The sequence below is a fragment of the Novosphingobium sp. KA1 genome (assembly GCF_017309955.1).
In the GTDB taxonomy this organism is placed as follows: Bacteria; Pseudomonadota; Alphaproteobacteria; order Sphingomonadales; family Sphingomonadaceae; genus Novosphingobium.
The window spans coordinates 1,635,998-1,654,929 of the sequence record NZ_CP021247.1; the positions used below are offsets into that span (position 1 = coordinate 1,635,998).

14 protein-coding genes are annotated in these 18,932 nt (G+C 66.8%); 5 read left to right on the top strand and 9 right to left on the bottom strand.

The genetic code is table 11. The features are described 5' to 3' along the window. Positions 1 to 53 precede the first annotated feature (53 nt). From CA833_RS08120 to CA833_RS08155, 8 genes are all read right to left on the bottom strand, one after another. Positions 54 to 1,295: a serine hydrolase gene (locus tag CA833_RS08120; RefSeq protein ID WP_207079754.1), complete on the bottom strand. Its 1,242-nt coding sequence runs from the start codon at positions 1,293 to 1,295 to the stop codon at positions 54 to 56. 29 nt (positions 1,296 to 1,324) lie between these two features. After that, positions 1,325 to 2,137 (bottom strand): TauD/TfdA family dioxygenase, encoded by an 813-nt coding sequence (locus tag CA833_RS08125; protein WP_142636087.1) that lies wholly within the window; start codon positions 2,135 to 2,137, stop codon positions 1,325 to 1,327. Positions 2,138 to 2,207: 70 nt separating this feature from the next. After that, on the bottom strand, positions 2,208 to 3,311 hold the full coding sequence (locus CA833_RS08130) for an acetamidase/formamidase family protein (protein WP_207079755.1): 1,104 nt from the start codon (positions 3,309 to 3,311) through the stop codon (positions 2,208 to 2,210). A 40-nt stretch (positions 3,312 to 3,351) separates the two neighbouring features. Next, positions 3,352 to 4,134: a 4,5-DOPA dioxygenase extradiol gene (gene ygiD, locus CA833_RS08135; protein ID WP_142636083.1), complete on the bottom strand. Its 783-nt coding sequence runs from the start codon at positions 4,132 to 4,134 to the stop codon at positions 3,352 to 3,354. A gap of 269 nt (positions 4,135 to 4,403) precedes the next feature. Next, the gene (locus CA833_RS08140; protein ID WP_142636081.1) at positions 4,404 to 4,889 is read right to left on the bottom strand and encodes a VOC family protein; all 486 of its coding nucleotides are present in this window, start codon (positions 4,887 to 4,889) and stop codon (positions 4,404 to 4,406) included. Positions 4,890 to 5,229: 340 nt separating this feature from the next. Then, positions 5,230 to 6,444: an SRPBCC family protein gene (locus tag CA833_RS08145; protein ID WP_207079756.1), complete on the bottom strand. Its 1,215-nt coding sequence runs from the start codon at positions 6,442 to 6,444 to the stop codon at positions 5,230 to 5,232. A 286-nt stretch (positions 6,445 to 6,730) separates the two neighbouring features. After that, a complete protein-coding gene (locus CA833_RS08150) occupies positions 6,731 to 8,020 on the bottom strand; it encodes a CynX/NimT family MFS transporter (protein WP_242526332.1) in 1,290 nt (429 codons plus the stop codon). A 354-nt stretch (positions 8,021 to 8,374) separates the two neighbouring features. After that, positions 8,375 to 10,759 carry a TonB-dependent receptor gene (locus tag CA833_RS08155; RefSeq protein WP_207079757.1) on the bottom strand — a complete coding sequence of 795 codons (2,385 nt, stop codon included), beginning with the start codon at positions 10,757 to 10,759 and terminating at the stop codon, positions 8,375 to 8,377. A gap of 420 nt (positions 10,760 to 11,179) precedes the next feature. Here CA833_RS08155 and CA833_RS08160 point away from each other — a divergent pair, with 420 nt between their 5' ends. Further along, positions 11,180 to 12,202 carry an aldo/keto reductase gene (locus CA833_RS08160; RefSeq protein WP_242526333.1) on the top strand — a complete coding sequence of 341 codons (1,023 nt, stop codon included), beginning with the start codon at positions 11,180 to 11,182 and terminating at the stop codon, positions 12,200 to 12,202. Between the two features lie 413 nt (positions 12,203 to 12,615). Here the strand turns inward: CA833_RS08160 and CA833_RS08165 are convergent, their stop codons facing one another. Then, positions 12,616 to 14,499 (bottom strand): potassium transporter Kup, encoded by a 1,884-nt coding sequence (locus CA833_RS08165; RefSeq protein WP_142636075.1) that lies wholly within the window; start codon positions 14,497 to 14,499, stop codon positions 12,616 to 12,618. A 141-nt stretch (positions 14,500 to 14,640) separates the two neighbouring features. On the opposite strand from CA833_RS08165, the gene CA833_RS08170 reads away from it, so the two are divergent. From CA833_RS08170 to kdpB, 4 genes are all read left to right on the top strand, one after another. Next, positions 14,641 to 14,925 carry a hypothetical protein gene (locus CA833_RS08170; protein ID WP_207079758.1) on the top strand — a complete coding sequence of 95 codons (285 nt, stop codon included), beginning with the start codon at positions 14,641 to 14,643 and terminating at the stop codon, positions 14,923 to 14,925. Between the two features lie 158 nt (positions 14,926 to 15,083). Continuing rightward, positions 15,084 to 15,173 (top strand): K(+)-transporting ATPase subunit F, encoded by a 90-nt coding sequence (gene kdpF / locus CA833_RS08175; RefSeq protein WP_142636071.1) that lies wholly within the window; start codon positions 15,084 to 15,086, stop codon positions 15,171 to 15,173. A 22-nt stretch (positions 15,174 to 15,195) separates the two neighbouring features. Further along, on the top strand, positions 15,196 to 16,899 hold the full coding sequence (gene kdpA / locus CA833_RS08180) for a potassium-transporting ATPase subunit KdpA (protein ID WP_207080008.1): 1,704 nt from the start codon (positions 15,196 to 15,198) through the stop codon (positions 16,897 to 16,899). Between the two features lie 11 nt (positions 16,900 to 16,910). Then, a complete protein-coding gene (kdpB, locus tag CA833_RS08185) occupies positions 16,911 to 18,926 on the top strand; it encodes a potassium-transporting ATPase subunit KdpB (RefSeq protein ID WP_207079759.1) in 2,016 nt (671 codons plus the stop codon). Positions 18,927 to 18,932 lie beyond the last annotated feature (6 nt).

Genomic DNA, 18,932 nt, shown 5'->3' on the forward strand with positions numbered 1-18,932 from the left:
TATCGGATCGAAGGAGGGCGCGCCAAGGACGTTTTTTGCATTCGCGAAGGGGTTTAGCGTGCGGCCACGGCCAATGCCGCCCGGTCGAGCGCCTCGCGCAGTTTCCAGGTGCGTGCCTCGAAGGTGCCGGGGGTCAGTTCGTTGGTCATCAGGATGGCGACAAGGCCGTGTGTCGGGTCCGCGAAGAAGTAGGTATTGGCCGATCCCGACCAGCTTCCCGCTCCCACCGGCAACCCGCCGCGCGCCTCGGTGCCGGCATCGCCCACGGCAAGGCCATAGCCGAACGGCGCATCGAGATGATCGCCGCCGCCGGTGCGCAAGCGGGGCCTATACATGGCATCGACGGTCTCGGCCCTCAGCAACCGGCGGCCGTGCCACGCGCCGCGACCCGCCAGCATTTCCGCGAAGTGGCGATAGTCCTCCAGCGTCCCCGCCAGCGCGCCGCCACCGTCACGCAGGCGCCGGGGATCGCGGTATTCGGAGGTTTCCGGGCGGTCCACCGCCTTCAGCGCTTCTGCCGTCGCGACATAGCCGGTGACGAGGCGCGGGGCCTGTGCGTCGCTGACGACAAAGGTCGTGTCCTTCATCTCCAGCGGATCGCGGATGCGGGTCTTGAGGAAATGGTCGAGGCTCTCGCCCGAGACGCGCTCGATCACCGCGCCTAGTACCGTGGTCGAGAACCCGTAGCTGAAACGCGCGCCCGGCTGGTGCAGCAGCGGGGCCTTGCCCAGCCGTTCGACAAGCTGGCCCAGCGTGGCGGCAGGCGCGATCTGCGGCCTGGTACTGGCGACGGCAGTGGCGCGGGCGACGCCGTTCTCGCGGTACCACCGCTGCACCGGGGTATCGCCCATGAATTCGTACGTAAGGCCGGAGCGGTGAAGCAGCAGGTCCTCGATAGTGACGGGGCGGGCGGCGGCAACGGTGGCGGCGGGATCGGCGGCGCTGCCGTCCCAGGCGCTGAGGTCCGCCATCTCGGGCAGGTACTTGCCGATGGGATCGGAAAGCGAAAGCTTGCCCTGCTCCATGAGCATCAGCACGCCCACCGAAGTGATCGGCTTGGACATCGAATAGAGCCGGAAGATCGCATCTTCGGCGATGGGCTTGCGGCTTTCCACGTCGGCATAGCCGGTCTTGAGGCGGATCAGCGGTTTGCCGTGCTGTTCGATCAGCACCAGCGCCTGCGGCAGTTCGCCCGCCGCGACCATGGCGTCCAGTTCGGACTGGAGCGCCTGTGCCGCCTTGCTGGGGGGCGGCACAGGCGCGGTTGCCACCGCCGGGCTCGTGAGGGCAAGCACCGTGGCGGCAAACAGATGGGCGGATTTCGTTAAAATGGCTTATCGCCCGCAACCGTGACCCGGAAACCGGACCGCACTTCGGGGAAGTAATCCCAGACCGCGAAGTGCTGGGTGCAGCGGTTGTCCCAGAATGCCACCGAGTGCTTTTCCCAGCGGAAGCGAACCTGGAAGTTTGCGTCCTTCACATGCTCGAACAGGAAGTCGAGCACGGCCTTGCTTTCGGGGCCGGACAGTTCGTTGATCTTTGTCGTGTAGGACGAGTTCACGAACAGCAGCTTGCGTCCCGTCACCGGATGGGTGCGGATCACCGGGTGCGAATTGCAGGGATAGGTCCTGGTCGAATCCGGGAAGATCGCTTTGTAGACGGGATTGGCGTCGTGAACGGCGGTGAGCGGATCGAGGAAGGCCTTCATCGCCGGCGAAAGCGCGTCGTAAGCCGCGTACATGCTGGCAAACAGCGTGTCGCCGCCGTCTTCGGGCAGGGTGTGCAGCGTCAGGATCGATCCCATCGGCGGCTCGGCATCGGCGGAAAGGTCAGAATGCCAGTTCTCGCCCGCGACAAACTTCGAGTTCTCATCGGCATGGATGGCGACGACTTCGGGATGATCGGGCAGGCCTGCCACGCCCGAGTGGATCGCCAGTTGTCCGAATGCGCGGCCAAGGGCCTTGTGCGCGTCATGGTCCATGGGCTGGTCGCGGAAGAACACCACCTGGTGCTTCATCAGCGCGTCGTGAATCTCGGCAAAGGCCTGGTTGCCCAGCGGCCTGGTGAGGTCCACCCCGAAGATTTCCGCGCCGATGCGCTTGGTCATCGGGCGCACGTCGATCAGTTCATAGCCCATTTCCGGCGGCTCCAGTGTAACGCTTCCTATGGCTCGTGCCGGACGGGTCCGCCCGGCACGAACGTCCTGTTCAGTCTTTCGCGACCGGATCGGCCACGCTGCCCTTGTGCGGGAAGATGCGGCGCTCGATCCGGCAATGGATGCCCTGCGTGCCGTCCACCACTTGGGTCACGCCGAAGTCGGCGGCAACGCTCATCAGCGAATAGCCGTCGTTGCGCGACAGGCCCTGATGCTCGGTCAGCAGGTGCAGCATGTCCATCGATGCGGACTTCATGGCGACGTCCAAATTCTCGCCGAAGCCATGGACGATCCAGCAGTCCGGCGTTTCCAGCAGCGGCGAAGGGAACGAGAAGTCCTTGCGCAGCACGATCTGGAACAGCACGTTGAGCGAGGCCTCGATCGCGGTGCCGCTGATCTCGCCATCACCCTGCGAAACGTGGGGATCGCCGATCGAGAACAGGCCGCCCTTGACCTGCACCGGGTAATACATCGTCGCCCCGGCGCCGATGCGCCAGTTGTCGATATTGCCGCCGTGGAGGCCGGGGGGGATCGTGCTCACCGGATCGTTGACGGCGGGCGCCACCCCGGCGGTGCCGAGGTGCGGGCGCGCGGGGATGGTGATGCCGGGCAGCGCGGTGGAGCGGTCGCATTCCGGGCAGTGGGTGATGCGTCCCGGAACGACGTATTTTTCCTCCACGTCATAGGCATAGAGCGCGGCGGCGGTGTTGGCGGTGGGATCCAGCTTGTAGATCGTCACCCGCTCGGTCTGGCCGAATTCCTCGTAGAGATGGCCCCAGTTGGCCGCGAGGTTGGATCCGTAGTTGAAGCGCGGCTTCATCTGGAAATAGCGTACTTCCAGCATGTCGCCGGGCTCGGCGCCCTCGACGTAGATCGGCCCGGTCATGATGTGGCAACCCGGCGCGCGGGTGGCCGGATCGATCTCGGTGAAGATGCGGCGGATCTCGTCGTCGAACATCAGGTCCGGATCGTCGCCCGCATGATGGGTGACCGCCTGCGCCATGATCAGGTCGCCGCTCTTCACGGTGAGCGCCGGCTTGATCTCGGGCGAGAAATAGCCCCAGTGCACCGTCTCGGGCGTGGCCCTCAAGTGGTGCAGCGCGCCGGGTTGGACGGGGTCCTTTTCAAGCGCGGGCTTAAGGCTGATCAGTGCCATCGAAACTCCTGTTACGCAGGGAAATCTGGGAAAACGGCGCTTATTCGGCGCCGATGAGCACGCTCGTCATGCTGAGCGACTTGTGCTGGATGAAGTGGGGCGCGAACTCGGCCGGTTCGCCCTCATGGCGCGCGCCCAGCACGTAGAGCAGCGGCAGGAAATGGTCCTCGCTCGGTACGGAAAGCCGCGCGGCATCGCCCAGCGCCTCGTAATCGATCACGACCTTGGGATCGTCCTCGGCAATGGCCTTGCACATGGCGCTATTGAACTGCTCGGCCCACGGGTAGGGCGCGGCGAGCGGGTTGGCCCAGTCCATCGCCGGCAGGTTATGGACGATGTTGCCGGTGCCCATGATCAGCACGCCCTCATCGCGCAGCGGGCGCAGCATGCGGCCGACCAGCCAGTGTTCGGCGGGGCTCTTGGCGAGATCCATGCCAAGCTGGATCACCGGCACGTCGGCCTCGGGATAGGCGTGGACCAGCACCGACCAGGTGCCGTGGTCAAGCCCCCAGTTGGCGTCCAGCTTCACCGGCATCGGTTCCAGCAGTTCGCGCACGCGCTCGGCGAGGTCGGGCGCGCCGGGGGCGGGGTACTGCACGTCGAACAGGGCCTGCGGGAAGGCGCCGAAGTCGTGGATCGTGCGCGGCTGGGCCATGGCGGTGACGGCGGTGCCGCGCGTCTGCCAGTGGGCGGAGATGCACAGGATCGCGCGCGGCTTGCCGATGCGGCCGGCGATCGCGTTCCAGCTCCTGGTCACGTCGCTCTTTTCCAGCGCCACCATCGGGCTGCCGTGACCGTAGAAGACGATCGGAAGACGGCTCATTCGCGTATTGCTCCGTTGCTCTGAGACCCAAGGCTAGGGAGAGCGGGGGCGGATGGTCTTGCGAGCAAGCGCACAAGAACTTGTTGGTGGGGGGGCGCTCCGCCTGCCTCAAAACACTCCGTCGCCCCCGCGCAGGCGGGGGCCCCGCTGCCTTTTGCTACGGTGCCAAGAAAAGCGGGGTCCCCGCCTGCGCGGGGACGACGAGGTTTGGTGGTGATACGTTTGCCGTTTCCGGGGCGCCTTGTGTTCCGCGGTCCCGGAAATTCGGCTTATTCCTTCGTGTAATCCGCCGGAATCTCGGGATTCTCACCGGCCTTGCCCCAGAGGATGATCTCGTTGCCCCAGGGGTCGGCGAAGGCGTGGTTGTAGCCGTTGAACTCGGCCCAGTAGTGGTCGCGCCAGAGCACCTTGCCGCCCAGTTTCTCGGCGGTGGAGAGGATGCGTTCGTGGCTGTCGTCGTCCGATACGAGCACCCAGATGCGGGCCTTGCGGCCTTCGGTCGCCAGCGTGCGCGGTTCGACGCCTTCGGGGCTGGGATGGGGCCGCGCGTTGTTCGCGTCGAACACGCCGAGGTGGAGGTTGCCGATCTGGCTGTCGGTCCCGTCCTTGTTCTGGAAGAAGCCGCCGGGAACCATGCGGTGGTAGATCCCGTGCGGGCGCGCATCGTTCTCCCAGCCGAAGACTTCGGCGTAGAATTCGCCGGCCCTGGCGGGATCGTCGGTCGCGAAATCGACGAAGATGAGCGTGTTGGTCATTGCGGAAGGCTCCCTTGGTGTGTGTCCAAGGCCTAGCTGCAGGGAGTTTGCATTCGCGGCACGAGGCGCACGAATCCTTGATTTCCAGCGTCCTTGCACAAATGCACCTAAGCGCACCAGAACGACCCCTAAACGAAAATTTACGCTGACCTTTCCGCGGCATCGGCCCACTCCCCCACCCGACCTCCCCTACGGGGTAGAATCTGGGAGGTCGGGTGGGGGAGTGGGCCGGTGCCGCAAGCCATTCGCGGATGCGAATGGCGCACCAAACAAAAAGGCGGCGCCCGACCTAGGTCGGACGCCGCAGCCGTCGGGAATGGGTGACGGTAAACTTGTGAAATCAGGCGTGGAGGCGCGTGACCGGAGCGGGCAAAGGTCTTTGCGGACCGCGACGGCGATCCCACTCGGCGCGGTAGCGTTCGACCAGCCAGACGTTGAGCAGCCGCTGCGCCCCCTCCTGCCAGGAATAGCGGCCACGCGGTGCGAACTTGGAGCGCAGGCCCAGCTGCACCAGTTCGTCGACGTGGAAGTCCTGACCCACGATCTCCTCGACCGCGCTGTCGTTCATCTTCATCTTCAGTTCGTAGAGCGGATCGTCCATCGCCTCGGGCACCATCAGCGTGCCGATGGTGAGGGCATGGCTCTGGGCCCCGCGCGGGTCCATGATCAGGTAGAGCACGGTATCGTTCAGCACCACCAGCGAGAGGCTGGGCGGCAGGTTCACGAAGAGCAGGCGGTTCTGCTCTTCCTCGGTCAGCTTGGGGAAGACCGGGAAGACCGCCTTCTGCGTGGCGTTGAAGGCGGCGTTCCTGTGCAGCGTGCCGTTGAGCCGGTAATAGGCCGCCGAATCCGCCGGGACATCGGGGAAGCTTGCCAGCCCGCTCGGGATGAAGTCGTGCAGCGGGCCTGCGTGGAGGCGGCTGGCGTGGTAGCCGTCGTTGTTGTTTTCCAGCATGACCTTCCAGTTCCACGGGAACACGGTGGGTTCCTCGGGACGGGGGCCGCGCAGGTTTTCGAATTCGTAGTTGGCGACGACCTCTTCGATCCCGGCCAGGCGCGGGGTCAGCGGGGCGGCATCGGCATCGAAGTTGACGAAGATGAAGCCGTGCCAGATCTCGTGCCGGATTTCGGGCAGGCTGGCGGCCTTCTTGTCGAAATTGCAGGTCCTGTTCATCGCCGGGGCGCCGACCAGGGTGCCGTCGAGGTCGTAAGTCCAGTGGTGATAGGGGCACACGAAGGCGCGGGTATTGCCGTGGCCCTCGGCGACCAGCATCGCGCGGTGCTGGCAGACCGAGGACAGCGCCTTGATCGAGCCGTCGCGCGTCTTGCAGATCACCATCGGCTCGTCGGCGCGGGTGACGGTGAAGAAGTCGCCCGGGTTCTCCAGCCATTCGGTGCGGCCGACGCAGAGCCATTCGTGCTCGAACAGCGCGGCTTTCTCGAACCGGTAGAAATCCTCGTCGACATAGCATTCGGCCGGCAGCGTCTCGGCTTCCAGCGTGCCGAGCGTGGAGCTTTCCAGACTGTCGATGAACGTGTCGGTGAGAATGGTCATTGCTGGCTTCCCGTGTCGTGCCCGTAGCGGGGCAAACTGCGGATCGCCTTGCGGCAATCCCTCGTTACAGGAGGACCCTAGCGAGTCGGGGCGGCCGGCTCTTGGCGCTGGGCGCAGGGACTTTTGGCAAGGCGTTCGTTTGAAAATGCCCGATGGGCATTTTCGTGGCGGCACCGGCCCACTCCCCCACCCGACCTCTCATGAAGTGTACCCTGTTGGGAGGTCGGGTGGGGGAGCGGGCCGGTGCCGCCAAAATCCGCGTGTCGCGGATTTTCAAACCAACTTCTTATTCGGCGGGAACCAGTTCGGGGCCTTCGAGCGCTTCCGGTTCCCCGGCGCGGACCGGCGGCGCGGCGGGCGCGCGCAGGAACAGCACCGACATCGCCGTCGCGCCCGCCAGCATCAGGGCGAAGACGAGCAGGGCGGGGCCGTAGCCGCCGGTGACGTCGGCGATGCGGCCGGCGCCGATCGGGCCGAACACCGCGAGCGTGGTGACGGTGGTGGCCATCGCGGTCATGTCCCCGGCAATCCCGGCGCCGAAGTAGCGCAGCAGCAGGATATGCGCGGAGAGCCAGGCCATGCCCCAGCCCATGCCGAACAGCGCGGCGGCGACGGTGGCGACCAGCACGTGGCTGGCGGTCCACAGCAGCGCCATCGCCAGTGCCTGCACGGCAAGGCCCGCGATGAAGATACGGCGCGGGTCGACGCGTTCGCACAAGGTGCCGGTCACGCCCTTGGCGCCGGTGCCCGCAAAGGCCAGCAGGCTCATCGCGATGGCGCCCGGCGCCGCGCCCTGGCCGAGATTGGCGATATGCGCGACAAGGATCGAATGGGTGGTGGTGACCACCGTCTGCACCACGGTCATGGCCAGCGCGAGGATCACGAAGCTGGGCGTCATCAGCGCCTGCCTGACGGTCCAGACGCTGGCGGCGGGGCCGTCGCTTTCGTGGCCCGCACCCTTGACCTGATCGACGCTCTCCACTTTCACCGCGTCGCGGATGCACAGCAGCGAGATCACGCCCAGCACCAGCGCGCTGGCGGCCATGACCATCCAGTGCAGGCGCCAGTTGCCGGTCAGGCCGACGATGGTGCCGACGATCAGCGGCCCGGCAATGCCGCCCGCCGCGCCGGCCATGAAGTAGAAGCCGATCATCCGCGAGGAGGTGCGCGGGAACCACGTCGCCAGCAGATAGACGGCGGGCGAGGGGGCGACGAGCGAGAAACCCACGCCCATCAGCGTCGTCGCCACGAAGAACAGTTCCAGATGATGGATCTGCGAGGCGATCAGGAAGCCGGTGGCCAGCACCAGACAGCCCGCGAAGACCGTCATCCGCGTGCCGATCGCCTTCATCAGCAGTGGCGGCAGCGGGCTGGCGAGGCCGCAGGCGAGGCCCAGCAGCGAGAAGCTGAGGCCGGCGGCGGCCTTCGACCAGCCGAGTTCGGCCACCATCGTGTAGAGCACGTAGCCGAGCGAGGTGAAGGTCGTGGCGGTCACGAAAAAGAAGCCGAGCGAGGCCGCGAACATGACCAGGGCGCTGCGCGCTATGCTTGTGGGCATGGACAGTCCGGACGACATGGCAACTCCTGCGGGCATCATGGTCCACGCGGAATCGCCGGACCATCGTGCCTTGCAGGCTGACATGCTGCACCTGCACACTCTTGATGGTGCGCGACTCAATAGTTGATCGCGCCGCGGGGGCAAGCGACTTGGGCTATGGGTGGCGCAAGGGCGGCTTTTGCGAAGGCTCTCTCAAGACCCGCTCGGGCGGAGCGGGGTGTGGTGGGGGAGTTTCGCTCTAATTCCCGTCATCCCCGCGAAGGCGGGGATCCCGCTTCTTCTGTCGTGCCCCGCTCCCGAACAGCAGAACGCGCCGGTCTTGCGACCGGCGCGTTCCTGGAAAACCGAGGGTATGACCCGACGGGTTCCGTCTCAGAACTTGTACCCGACCGAGAGGATCACCTGACGCGGCGGGATGTAGGTGTCCATGACCTGCGCCGAACCGTAAGGGTCCGAGAAGCGCGAGTTGATGCCGTTCTTGTCGAACAGGTTGATCACGCGCAGGGTCACGTCGGTGTTGGTGCCTTCCGGCTCGTACTTCAGCATCGTGTTGACCTGGGTGTACGAGGGGGTGGTGTCCACCGCGCCTTCGTTGAACAGGCGGTACTGGTACTGGCCGCGATAGATCAGCTGGGCGCGGGCGGTCAGCTTGCCCGGGCCCACTTCGCCGTTCCAGGTGGCGGCGATATTGCCCTGCCAGCGCGGCAGCTTGGGAATGCGGTTGCCCTTGATGTCCTCGCGGGCGGCATCGCGGGCCAGCACGGCGTTGTAGAAGTTGGTCCAGAACAGGTAGTCGGGATAACCCGCCGCGTTCTGGGCATTGGTGGCGTTGGTCGGGTCGAGCGCCAGGTAGTGCGAGGTGAACTCACCCTCCAGCCATGACAGCGAGGCGTCGAAGCGCAGATGCGTGGTGGGCGCGTAGCTGCTTTCGAGTTCGAGGCCGTAGACCCGCGCCTTGGGCGCGTTGCTGATGCCCTCGCCGTAAAGGATCGGGTCTTCCTCAAGGAACTGCATGTTCTTGTAGTTGTAGAGGAAGGCCGAGGCGTTGAGCTGCAGGGTATCGTCCAGGAAGCGGTTCTTGGAGCCGATCTCGAAGGAATCGACGGTTTCCTGCTTGTAGCTGGGCAGGATCGAATAGCTGCCGCCCGATGCCGAGGCTGAGTTGATGCCGCCCGGCTTGAAGCCGCGCGTCCAGCTGGCGTAGAGCATGTTGCTGGGCGTGAACTGGTAGTCCAGCGCCACCTTGCCGGTCCAGGCATGGTCGCTGCGCGATCCGGTCGAACTGGGCTGGAGATAGGCGCCCGAGGTCTGGTCGGACGCGCCGCCGGACATCGAATCGTACATGCCCGAGGACTTGTCGTGGTTGTAGCGCACGCCGGCGGTCAGCTTCAGGCTGTCGGTCAGCGCATAAGTGCCCTGCGCGAAGAAGGCGTAGAGTTCACGCTTGATTTCAGACAGTTCGGCGTAAGTCAGGTTGCCGACCAGCGGGTCGTTCCAGGCGGTGTCTTCGGGCAGCGCGGGGCTGAGGATGTTGTCGAGATCGGCCGCGCGGTACTCGTTGATGTACTGGCTGTTCTTCGAGTGCAGGTAGACGCCGCCGAGCACCCACTGGAACGGACCGTTGCCGTTCGAGGTGAGGTTCAGCTCCTGGCTCCAGCTCTTGGTATCGGCCTGCCACAGCGGCACGTGGTCGTAGCTGACGCCGGTGTAGCTGACCGGGTTGTAGGTCTGGGCAAAGAAAGTGGCGGCGTCGAGGCCGTCGGCATCCCAGGCCTGCTCGGAATGGAGCTTCTGGTAGCCGGTGATCGACTTGATCGTGGCGAACGCGGTGTCCCACTTGACCACGCCGGTATAGAGCTGGGTCTTGACCTTCGAGCGGCCCGGATAGTCCTGCGTCAGTTCGCGGGCATCGGGGTTGGGGTCGAGGATGTTCTTCTGCGCCGGGCCGTTGGTGTTCGAATTGAACTGGATCGTGTTCAGCGTGACCGAGAGGTTCGACAGCGGCTGCCACTTGGCACCCAGGCGCCAGCCGGTCTCGTCCTGGTCGTCGAGGTCGTAGCTCTTGACCCCGGTCACCGCGGTGGCGTGGGCGTAGCCGTCATGCTTGGTGTACTGGAAGGCGCCGCGCACCGCGAGGGTGTCGGTCAGCGGCACGTTGAGCGCGCCGGAGCCTTCCATGTAGTTGTAGTTGCCGATCCCGGCGCTGACATTGCCCTTGAGCGCATCGGTGCTCGGCTCGATCGAGACGACGTTGATGGTGCCGCCGGTCGATCCCTGGCCGAACAGCGTGCCCTGCGGCCCGCGCAGCACCTCGACTTGCGCCACGTCGATGAAGGCCGCGCTCGCGGCGATCGAGTTGAAGATGTAGACGCCGTCGATGTGGTAGGAGACGCCCGGCTGGGTATTGGTGTTCTCCGGCGTTTCCGAACCGATGCCGCGGATCGAGATGACCCGCTCGCCGCCGCCGCTCTTGGCGATGACGAGGCCGGGGACGGTGCCGTTGAGCCCGGTGATGTCGGTGATGTTGCCGGCCTTCAGCGTATCGTTGGTAATCGCGCTGACCGACAGCGGGGCCTGCTGGAGGCTGACGTCGCGGCGCTCTGCCGTCACCACGATGTCGGTGAGGCCGGACTGGCTGTCAGCCGCGGCAGGGGCCGCGGCAGGGTCGGCATCGGCCGCGTGCGCGGTGGCGGAAGTGAAGGCAAGAAGCGATATGCCCGTGGCCAGGGCATAGGCGAATGTGGACTTGGTTCTCATGTCAGCTCCCCGAACAGGTCGTAAGATCGATTCCCGGGTCTTGCGGCTCATGCTTGTTGCTTGGGTTGGCCGCTTGAAGGGGAACTTGGCGGTTCGATGACAGTCCGGTCTTGTGCAGTTGCGAATAAGTAGTTGACCGCTGTTACCCAGAACATCGGGCGGCACAACGCGGCGATCACGCAAATCCGCCGTTTTTCGGCAGAACAACCCGGCGCGGTCGCGGCCCGGTCTTGTGCACGGCAGCGCATGGGCCGTTCGGGCGCGGACATGGCGGGGCCGGATGGGCGTTTCGGGCGCTCCGCGTCAAGCCATCGGCGCTGCCAGCGACAAGACCGCTCGCGCCGCAGCTGCCATGGGGGCACAACCGGGGCGACCCGCCCCCCTCCGCTCTCCTCCGCCCCCTCTCGCAAGGATGTCCCCATGACTGCGACCACGCTCGATACGCCGCCCGTGACCCGCCCGCTGGGCACGACGGGCATGGAGATCAGCCGCGTCGGCTTCGGCGCCTGGGCGATCGGCGGGGCGGACTGGGCGGTCGGCTGGGGGACGCAGGACGATGCCGATTCGGTGCGCGCCATCCGCCACGCGGTGGCGCGCGGGGTGAACTGGATCGACACGGCGGCGATCTACGGCCTCGGCCATTCGGAGGAGGTTGTTGCCCGGGCGCTCGCCGAGATGCCGGAGGCCGAGCGACCTTACGTCTTTACCAAGTGCGGGCAGGTCTGGGATCCGGCCGACCGCCAGTCGAAACGGCGTGTCGGGCGGCGGCAATCGATCATGGACGAGTGCGAGGCCTCGCTGCGCCGCCTGCGGGTGGAGCGGATCGACCTGCTGCAGATGCACTGGCCGGCGGAGGACGGCACCGCGCTCGAGGAATACTGGGGCGCGCTGCTCGATCTGAAGGCGGCGGGCAAGGTGCGGGCGGTGGGGCTGTCCAACCACGATGCGGATCAACTCGAAGCGGCGGCGGCCATGGGCCGTGTCGACACCCTGCAGCCGCCGCTCTCGGCCCTGAAACGCGCGGCCATCGCCCGCGAGCTGCCCTGGTGTCTTGCCCACGATACCGCCGTGATCGTCTATAGCCCGATGCAGTCGGGCCTCTTGTCCGGCGCCTTTTCGGCCGCGCGGGTGGCGGGGCTGGCGGCGGACGACTGGCGTTCGCGCCATGACGATTTCACCGGCGAGGCCCTGACGCGCAACCTTGCCGTGGCGGCGGCGATGAAGCCGGTGGCCGCGCGGCACGGTGTTTCGCCGGCGGCGGTCGCGGTGGCGTGGGTCCTGGTGGTGCCCGGCGTGACCGGGGCGATCGTCGGCGCGCGCAGCCCGGCGCAGGTCGATGGCTGGGTGGCGGGGGCGAACCTCGTGCTTTCCGATGAGGACCGCGCCGGGATTGCCGCTGCCATTCGCGAAACCGGCGCGGGTTCAGGGCCGGTTCCGGACTGAGCGCCCCGCCCCCTTGTCGCGTCATCCCCGCGAATGCGGGGATCCCGCTTCTTCTGTCGTGCGGGGCGAGAGGTCGCCCAAGAAAGCGGGGCCCCCGCTTTCGCGGGGGCGACGGAGAGTTTTGTCGGGAGCGCCCCTGTCCCTCCGCTAGGCCGTAAACTCATAAACGGCGCCATCGAGGCGCCCAAATGGCGAACAGTTCGGTCCGAAGTGACTGCCGGACGGGCTGGTTGCCCGTCCAAGGTCGCTTCGGTTCGAAATGGAAGCCATTTGGGCGTCCCTTCGGGATTTGACCAAAATGGTCCATCGCTGCGTCAGGAAGCCTTGAAATATGGACATATTCCTTCGCCTTCCTTCCTGGCGCTGAACCATTTTGCTTCAAACCTCGATGACGCCATTTATGAGTTTACGGCCTAGATCTCCAGCTGGCTGCCCAGTTCGATCACCCGGTTGGTGGGCAGCTTGAAGAACTCCATCGCGCTTTCGGCATTGCGCACCATGATCGCGAAGAGCTTCTCGCGCCACAGCGCCATGCCCGGGCGGCTGGAGGGGATCAGCGTCTGGCGCGAGAGGAAGTAGCTGGTGTCCATCGCCTTGAACGGGCCGCCGGCACCGTCTTCCACGGCCAGCGCGGCGGGGATGTCGATCTCGTCCATGAAGCCGTAGCGCAAGGTCACGCGGTAGAAGCCCTGGCCGAGATCCTCGACCAGCGCGCGGTTTTCCGGCGCGACATGCGGCACGCCCTGGCCGGAGACGGTCAGGATCACCACGCGATCATGCAGGATGTGGTTGTGCTTGAGGTTGTGCAGCAGCCCCGGCGGCACCCCCTCCACGTTGGAGGCGAGGAACACCGAGGTGCCGCTCACCCGCCGCACCCGCTCGCCGACCGAGCGGATGAAGGTGGCGAAGGGAATCGAATCTTCCTGCAGGCGCTCGCGCATCAGCTGGCGGCCGGTCGCCCAGGTCGTCAGCAGGGTGAACACCACCGCGGCCACCAGCAGCGGGAACCAGCCGCCGTCGGGGATCTTGGTGACGTTCGAGAAGAAGTAGAGCGCGTCGATGAACAGGAAGCCCGCCGTGACGCTGCCCGCCACCAGCGGGTGCCACTTCCACACCGCGAACGTCAGCACGCCGAGCATGCAGGCGGTGATCAGCATCGTGCCGGTGACGGCGATACCGTAGGCCGCGGCCAGGTTGCCCGAACTGCGGAAGCCGAACACCAGCAGCACGACCATGACCAGCAGGCCCCAGTTGACCAGCGGCACGTAGATCTGCCCGGCCGCCTTGGCGCTCGTGTGGAGGATCTTGAGGCGCGGCAGGAAGCCCAGCTGCACTGCCTGCTGCGAGACCGAGAAGGCGCCCGAGATCACCGCCTGGCTGGCGATGATCGTCGCCATCGTCGCCAGCGCGACCAGCGGCAGGCGGGCCCAGTCCGGCGCCATGAAAAAGAACGGGTTCTGGATCGCATCGGGATGGCGCAGCACCAGCGAGGCCTGCCCGAGGTAGTTCAGCAGCAGGCACGGGAAGGCGACGTAGAGCCACGAGATCGAGATCGCCTTGCGCCCGAAATGGCCCATGTCGGCATAGAGCGCCTCGGCCCCGGTGACGGCCAGCACCACCGAGCCCAGCGCCAGGAAGGCGAGCTTCGGGTTCACCAGGAAGAATTCCAGCGCATGGTGCGGGCTCAGCGCCGCGATCACTTCGGGGGCCTGCACGATCGAATGCAGGCCGAGCCCTGCCAGCACCAGGAAGTAGACGATCATGATCGGGCCGAACAGCTTGCCCATCGTCGCGGTGCCGTGCGACTGGATCGAGAACAGCCCGATCAGGATGACCACCGCGATCGGCAGCACGAACTGCGCGAAATCCTCGTTCACCACGGTCAGGCCCTCGACGGCGGAGAGCACCGAGACCGCGGGGGTGATGATCGCATCGCCATAGAACAGCGCGGTGGCCACGACCCCCAGCATGGCGATCAGCGGTGTCCAGCGGCTCTTGCCCAGCTTGCGCCCGATCAGTGCCAGCAGCGCCAGGCTGCCGCCTTCGCCGTTGTTGTCGGCCCTGAGGATGATGAAGACGTACTTGACGGTGACGATCAGCATCATCGTCCAGAACATCAGCGAGATCACCCCGAAGATGTGCAGCCGGTCCACCACCAGCGGGTGATGGCCGATGAAGCTTTCCTTCAGGGCATAGAGCGGCGAGGTGCCGATATCGCCGAACACGACGCCGATGGCGCCGATCGACAGCGCCGCGAGGCTTTCATTGGGGGCGTGATGCCCGGAAGATTCGCTCATGGATCGGGCGCCTAGTCTCGCGCGCGCGAAGGCGCCACAGACTTTATGCTTTCTTTATGCCGCCGGCACAATTCCCCGTGGAACCTTAATGGCCTGAGGGCCCATCTCGCCCCCGTTATCCATTGACGGGAGGCCTGTGTGATGGCCCGAATTTCCTGGCGGCAACGCCTCGCCGCGCTGCGCGGCGGCAAGCGCTGGTGGCCGGCCGAAGTGGTGCTGCGCACCGCCGGCCTGCTGAGCCTGATCCTCGCCGCACGGGTGATCCTGGCCGAGCATCGGCTGGCGATCACCCCGGCGCTGCACGATCCCACGCCGGTCGACCTTGGCCTTTGCGCGCTTTTTGTGGGGCTGCTCAGCCTCGGGCTGTCGCTGAGCCTCTGGGGGCCGGGGCTGTTTCGCCAGATTTCGCTGCCCGGCCATTTCTGACGCCACTTCTGACGCCATTTCTGACGCCATTTCCGACCCTCATTCCAACGGACCAAAGACAATGACCGACCTGTTCTGGCTTGCCGTGCTGGCGGGCCTGTTCCTCCTGACGCTGGGCTTCGCTCGCCTATGCGAGAAGGCCTGAGGATCGCATCACCATGACATTCCCGCTGCTGCTCGCCGGGCTCACCGCGCTCTTCCTGCTGATCTACCTCGTTGCCGCGCTGCTGCGGCCCGAGCGGTTCTGAAGGGCTGCCGATGACCACCGGAATGACTTTTCAGGGCTGGACCCTGATCCTCGTTTTCACCGCGCTTTTCCTGGCGCTCGCCCGGCCGATGGGGGCCTGGCTCTTTGCGCTCTACGAGGGGCGGCGCACGCCGCTGCACCGCGTGCTGGGCCCCGTCGAGACCGGCTTCTACCGCCTCGCCGGGATCGATCCCGGCGCCGAGCAGGGCTGGCGCCGCTACGCGCTGCACATGCTGGTGTTCAACCTCGCGCTGCTGCTGTTCACTTATGCGGTGCTGCGCCTGCAGGCGGTGCTGCCGCTGAACCCGCGCGGCCTTGCCGGGATCGGCGCCGACGGGGCGCTCAACACGGCGGTGAGCTTTGCCACCAATACCAACTGGCAATGGTATTCGGGCGAAGCGGCGATGAGCAATCTCAGCCAGATGCTGGGGCTGACCATCCACAACTTCCTCTCCGCCGCCACCGGCATCGCCGTCGCCTTCGCGCTGTTCCGCGGCTTTGCCCGGCGCGAGGCGCGCACGGTGGGCAACTTCTGGGCCGACTGCACCCGCGTCACGCTCTACCTGCTGCTGCCCGCCTGCCTCGTCTATGCGCTGTTCCTGGTCGCCGGCGGAGTGCCGCAGACGCTTGCGGCCATGGCCGACACCACCTCGCTGGAAGGCCTGCACCAGTCGATCGCGCTGGGCCCGGTCGCCTCGCAGGAGGCGATCAAGATGCTGGGCACCAACGGCGGCGGTTTCTTCAACGCCAATTCCGCGCATCCCTTCGAGAACCCGGGCGCGCTGACCAACCTCGTGCAGATGCTCTCGATCTTCGCGCTCGGCGCCGGCCTCACCTGGTGCTTCGGCAAGGCGGTGGGCAACACCCGGCAGGGCTGGGCGATCCTGGCGGCGATGCTGGCGATGTTCCTGGTCGGCACCACGGTCACCTACTGGCAGGAGGCCGCGGGCAATCCGGTGCTGCATCACCTCGGCGTCGCGGGCGGCAACATGGAGGGCAAGGAAGTCCGCTTCGGGATCGCCGCCAGCGCCTTGTTCTCGGTGGTGACGACGGCTGCCTCGTGCGGCGCGGTCAACGCCATGCACGACAGCTTCACGGCGCTGGGCGGCATGGTGCCGCTGGTCAACATGCAGCTGGGCGAAGTGGTGGTCGGCGGCGTCGGCGCCGGGATCTACGGCTTCCTGCTGTTTGCGCTGCTGGCGGTCTTCGTGGCGGGGCTGATGGTCGGCCGCACGCCCGAATATCTGGGCAAGAAGATCGAGGCGCGCGAAGTGAAGCTGGCGGTGCTGGCGGTCGCGGTGCTGCCGCTGTGCATCCTTGGCCTCACCGCGCTCTCGGCGGTGCTGCCGGACGGGCTCGCCGGGCCGCTCAACAAGGGCCCGCACGGCTTCAGCGAGATCCTCTACGCCTTTGCCTCGGGCACCGGCAACAACGGTTCGGCCTTTGCCGGGCTCACCGCAGGCACGCCGTTCTACAACGGCCTGCTCGCGGCGGCGATGTGGATCGGCCGGTTCTTCGTGATCGTGCCGGTGCTGGCCATCGCCGGGAGCCTTGCCGCCAAGAAGCACACGCCGGAGACCGCCGGGTCGTTCCCGACCACCGGCCCCTTGTGGATCGGCCTGCTGATCGCGGTGATCCTGGTCCTGGGCGGTCTCACCTTCCTGCCGAGCCTCGCGCTCGGGCCCATCGCCGATCATCTCGCGATGATCTCGGGCCAGCTGTTCTGAAAGCGCCTGTCATGACGACACCAAGTTCCCTGTTCTCGGCCCGCCTCGTGGTGCCCGCGATCGGCGATGCCTTCCGCAAGCTGACCCCGCGCGCCCTGGTGAAGAACCCCGTGCTGTTCACCACCGCCGTGGTCGCGCTGCTGCTGAGCGTCCTGCTGGTCGCCGGCCGCGAGCCGCTGCCGCTGGGTTTCCAGCTCCAGCTGATCGTCTGGCTCTGGCTGACCGTGCTGTTCGGCACGTTCGCCGAGGCGCTGGCCGAAGGGCGCGGGCGGGCGCAGGCCGCCTCGCTGCGCGCCGCCAAGTCGGAGCTCACCGCGCGCCTCCCCGACGGGCGCGTGGTTCCCGCCTCGCAATTGCGCAAGGGCGCCGAAGTCGTGGTGCGCAGCGGCGACCTCATCCCGGCGGACGGCGAGGTGATTGCCGGTGTCGCCTCGGTCAACGAGGCCGCGATCACCGGCGAGAGCGCGCCGGTGATCCGCGAGGCGGGCGGCGACCGCAGCGCCGTCACCGCCGGCACCCGCGTCATTTCCGACGAGATCCGCGTGCGGGTCACCCAGGAGCCGGGGCAGGGCTTTCTCGACCGCATGATCGCGCTGGTCGAAGGGGCCGAGCGGCAGAAGACCCCCAACGAGATCGCGCTGACCATCCTGCTGGTCGGCCTGACCATCGTGTTCCTGATCGCGGTCGCCACGATTCCCGCCTTTGCCCGCTTCGCCGGCGGGGCGATCCCGGTGGCGGTGCTGGCGGCGCTGCTGATCACCCTGATCCCGACCACCATCGCCGCGCTGCTCTCGGCGATCGGCATCGCCGGCATGGACCGCCTGGTGCGCTTCAACGTGCTGGCCAAGTCCGGCCGCGCGGTGGAAGCGGCGGGCGACATCGACGTGCTGCTGCTCGACAAGACCGGCACGATCACCGTGGGCGACCGCCAGGCCGCCGAGTTCCGCCCGGTCGCCGGTGTCGATGCGCGGATGCTGGCCGAGGCGGCGCTGCTCGCCAGCCTCGCCGACGAGACGCCCGAGGGCCGGTCGGTCGTGGTGCTGGCGCGTGAGGTGCACGGGCTCAGCCTCGAAGGCCTGCCGGCCGGCGCCGAGGTCATCCCGTTCACCGCGCAGACCCGCATTTCGGGCGTGCGGAGCGCGGCCGGGCTGGTCCAGAAGGGGGCGGTCGATGCGATCCTGCGCGCCAATCCGCAGGCGGCAGCGGCGCCGCAGGCAGCCGAGCTGCGCCGCATTTCCGAAGAGATCGCGCGCTGCGGCCAGACCCCGCTGGCGGTCGCCCGCGACGGGCGGCTGCTGGGCATCGTCGCGCTCAAGGACGTGGTCAAGGCGGGGGTGCGCGACCGTTTCGCCCAGCTGCGCCGCATGGGCATCCGCACGGTGATGATCACCGGCGACAACCCGCTGACCGCCGCCGCCATCGCCGCCGAGGCCGGGGTCGACGATTTCCTCGCCGAGGCAACCCCCGAGGACAAGCTGGCGCTGATCCGCCGCGAACAGCAGGGCGGCAGGCTTGTCGCCATGTGCGGCGACGGCACCAACGATGCGCCCGCCCTGGCGCAGGCCGATGTCGGCGTGGCGATGAACACCGGCACCCAGGCCGCGCGCGAGGCGGGCAACATGGTCGATCTCGACAGCGACCCGACCAAGCTGATCGAGATCGTCGGCCTCGGCAAGCAGCTCCTGATGACGCGCGGGGCGCTGACCACCTTCTCGGTCGCCAACGACGTCGCCAAGTATTTCGCGATCATCCCGGCCATGTTCGTGGCGCTCTACCCCGGGCTCGGCGTGCTCAACGTGATGGGGCTGGCCTCGCCCGAAAGCGCGATCCTCTCGGCCATCGTGTTCAACGCGCTGATCATTCCCGCGCTGGTGCCGCTGGCGCTGCGGGGCGTCACCTACCGGCCGACGGCGGCCGGTCCGCTGCTCGCCCGCAACCTTGCGGTCTACGGCCTTGGCGGCCTGATCGCCCCGTTCGTCGGCATCAAGCTCATCGACCTCGCGGTCACCGGGCTCCACCTCGTCTGAGGATCG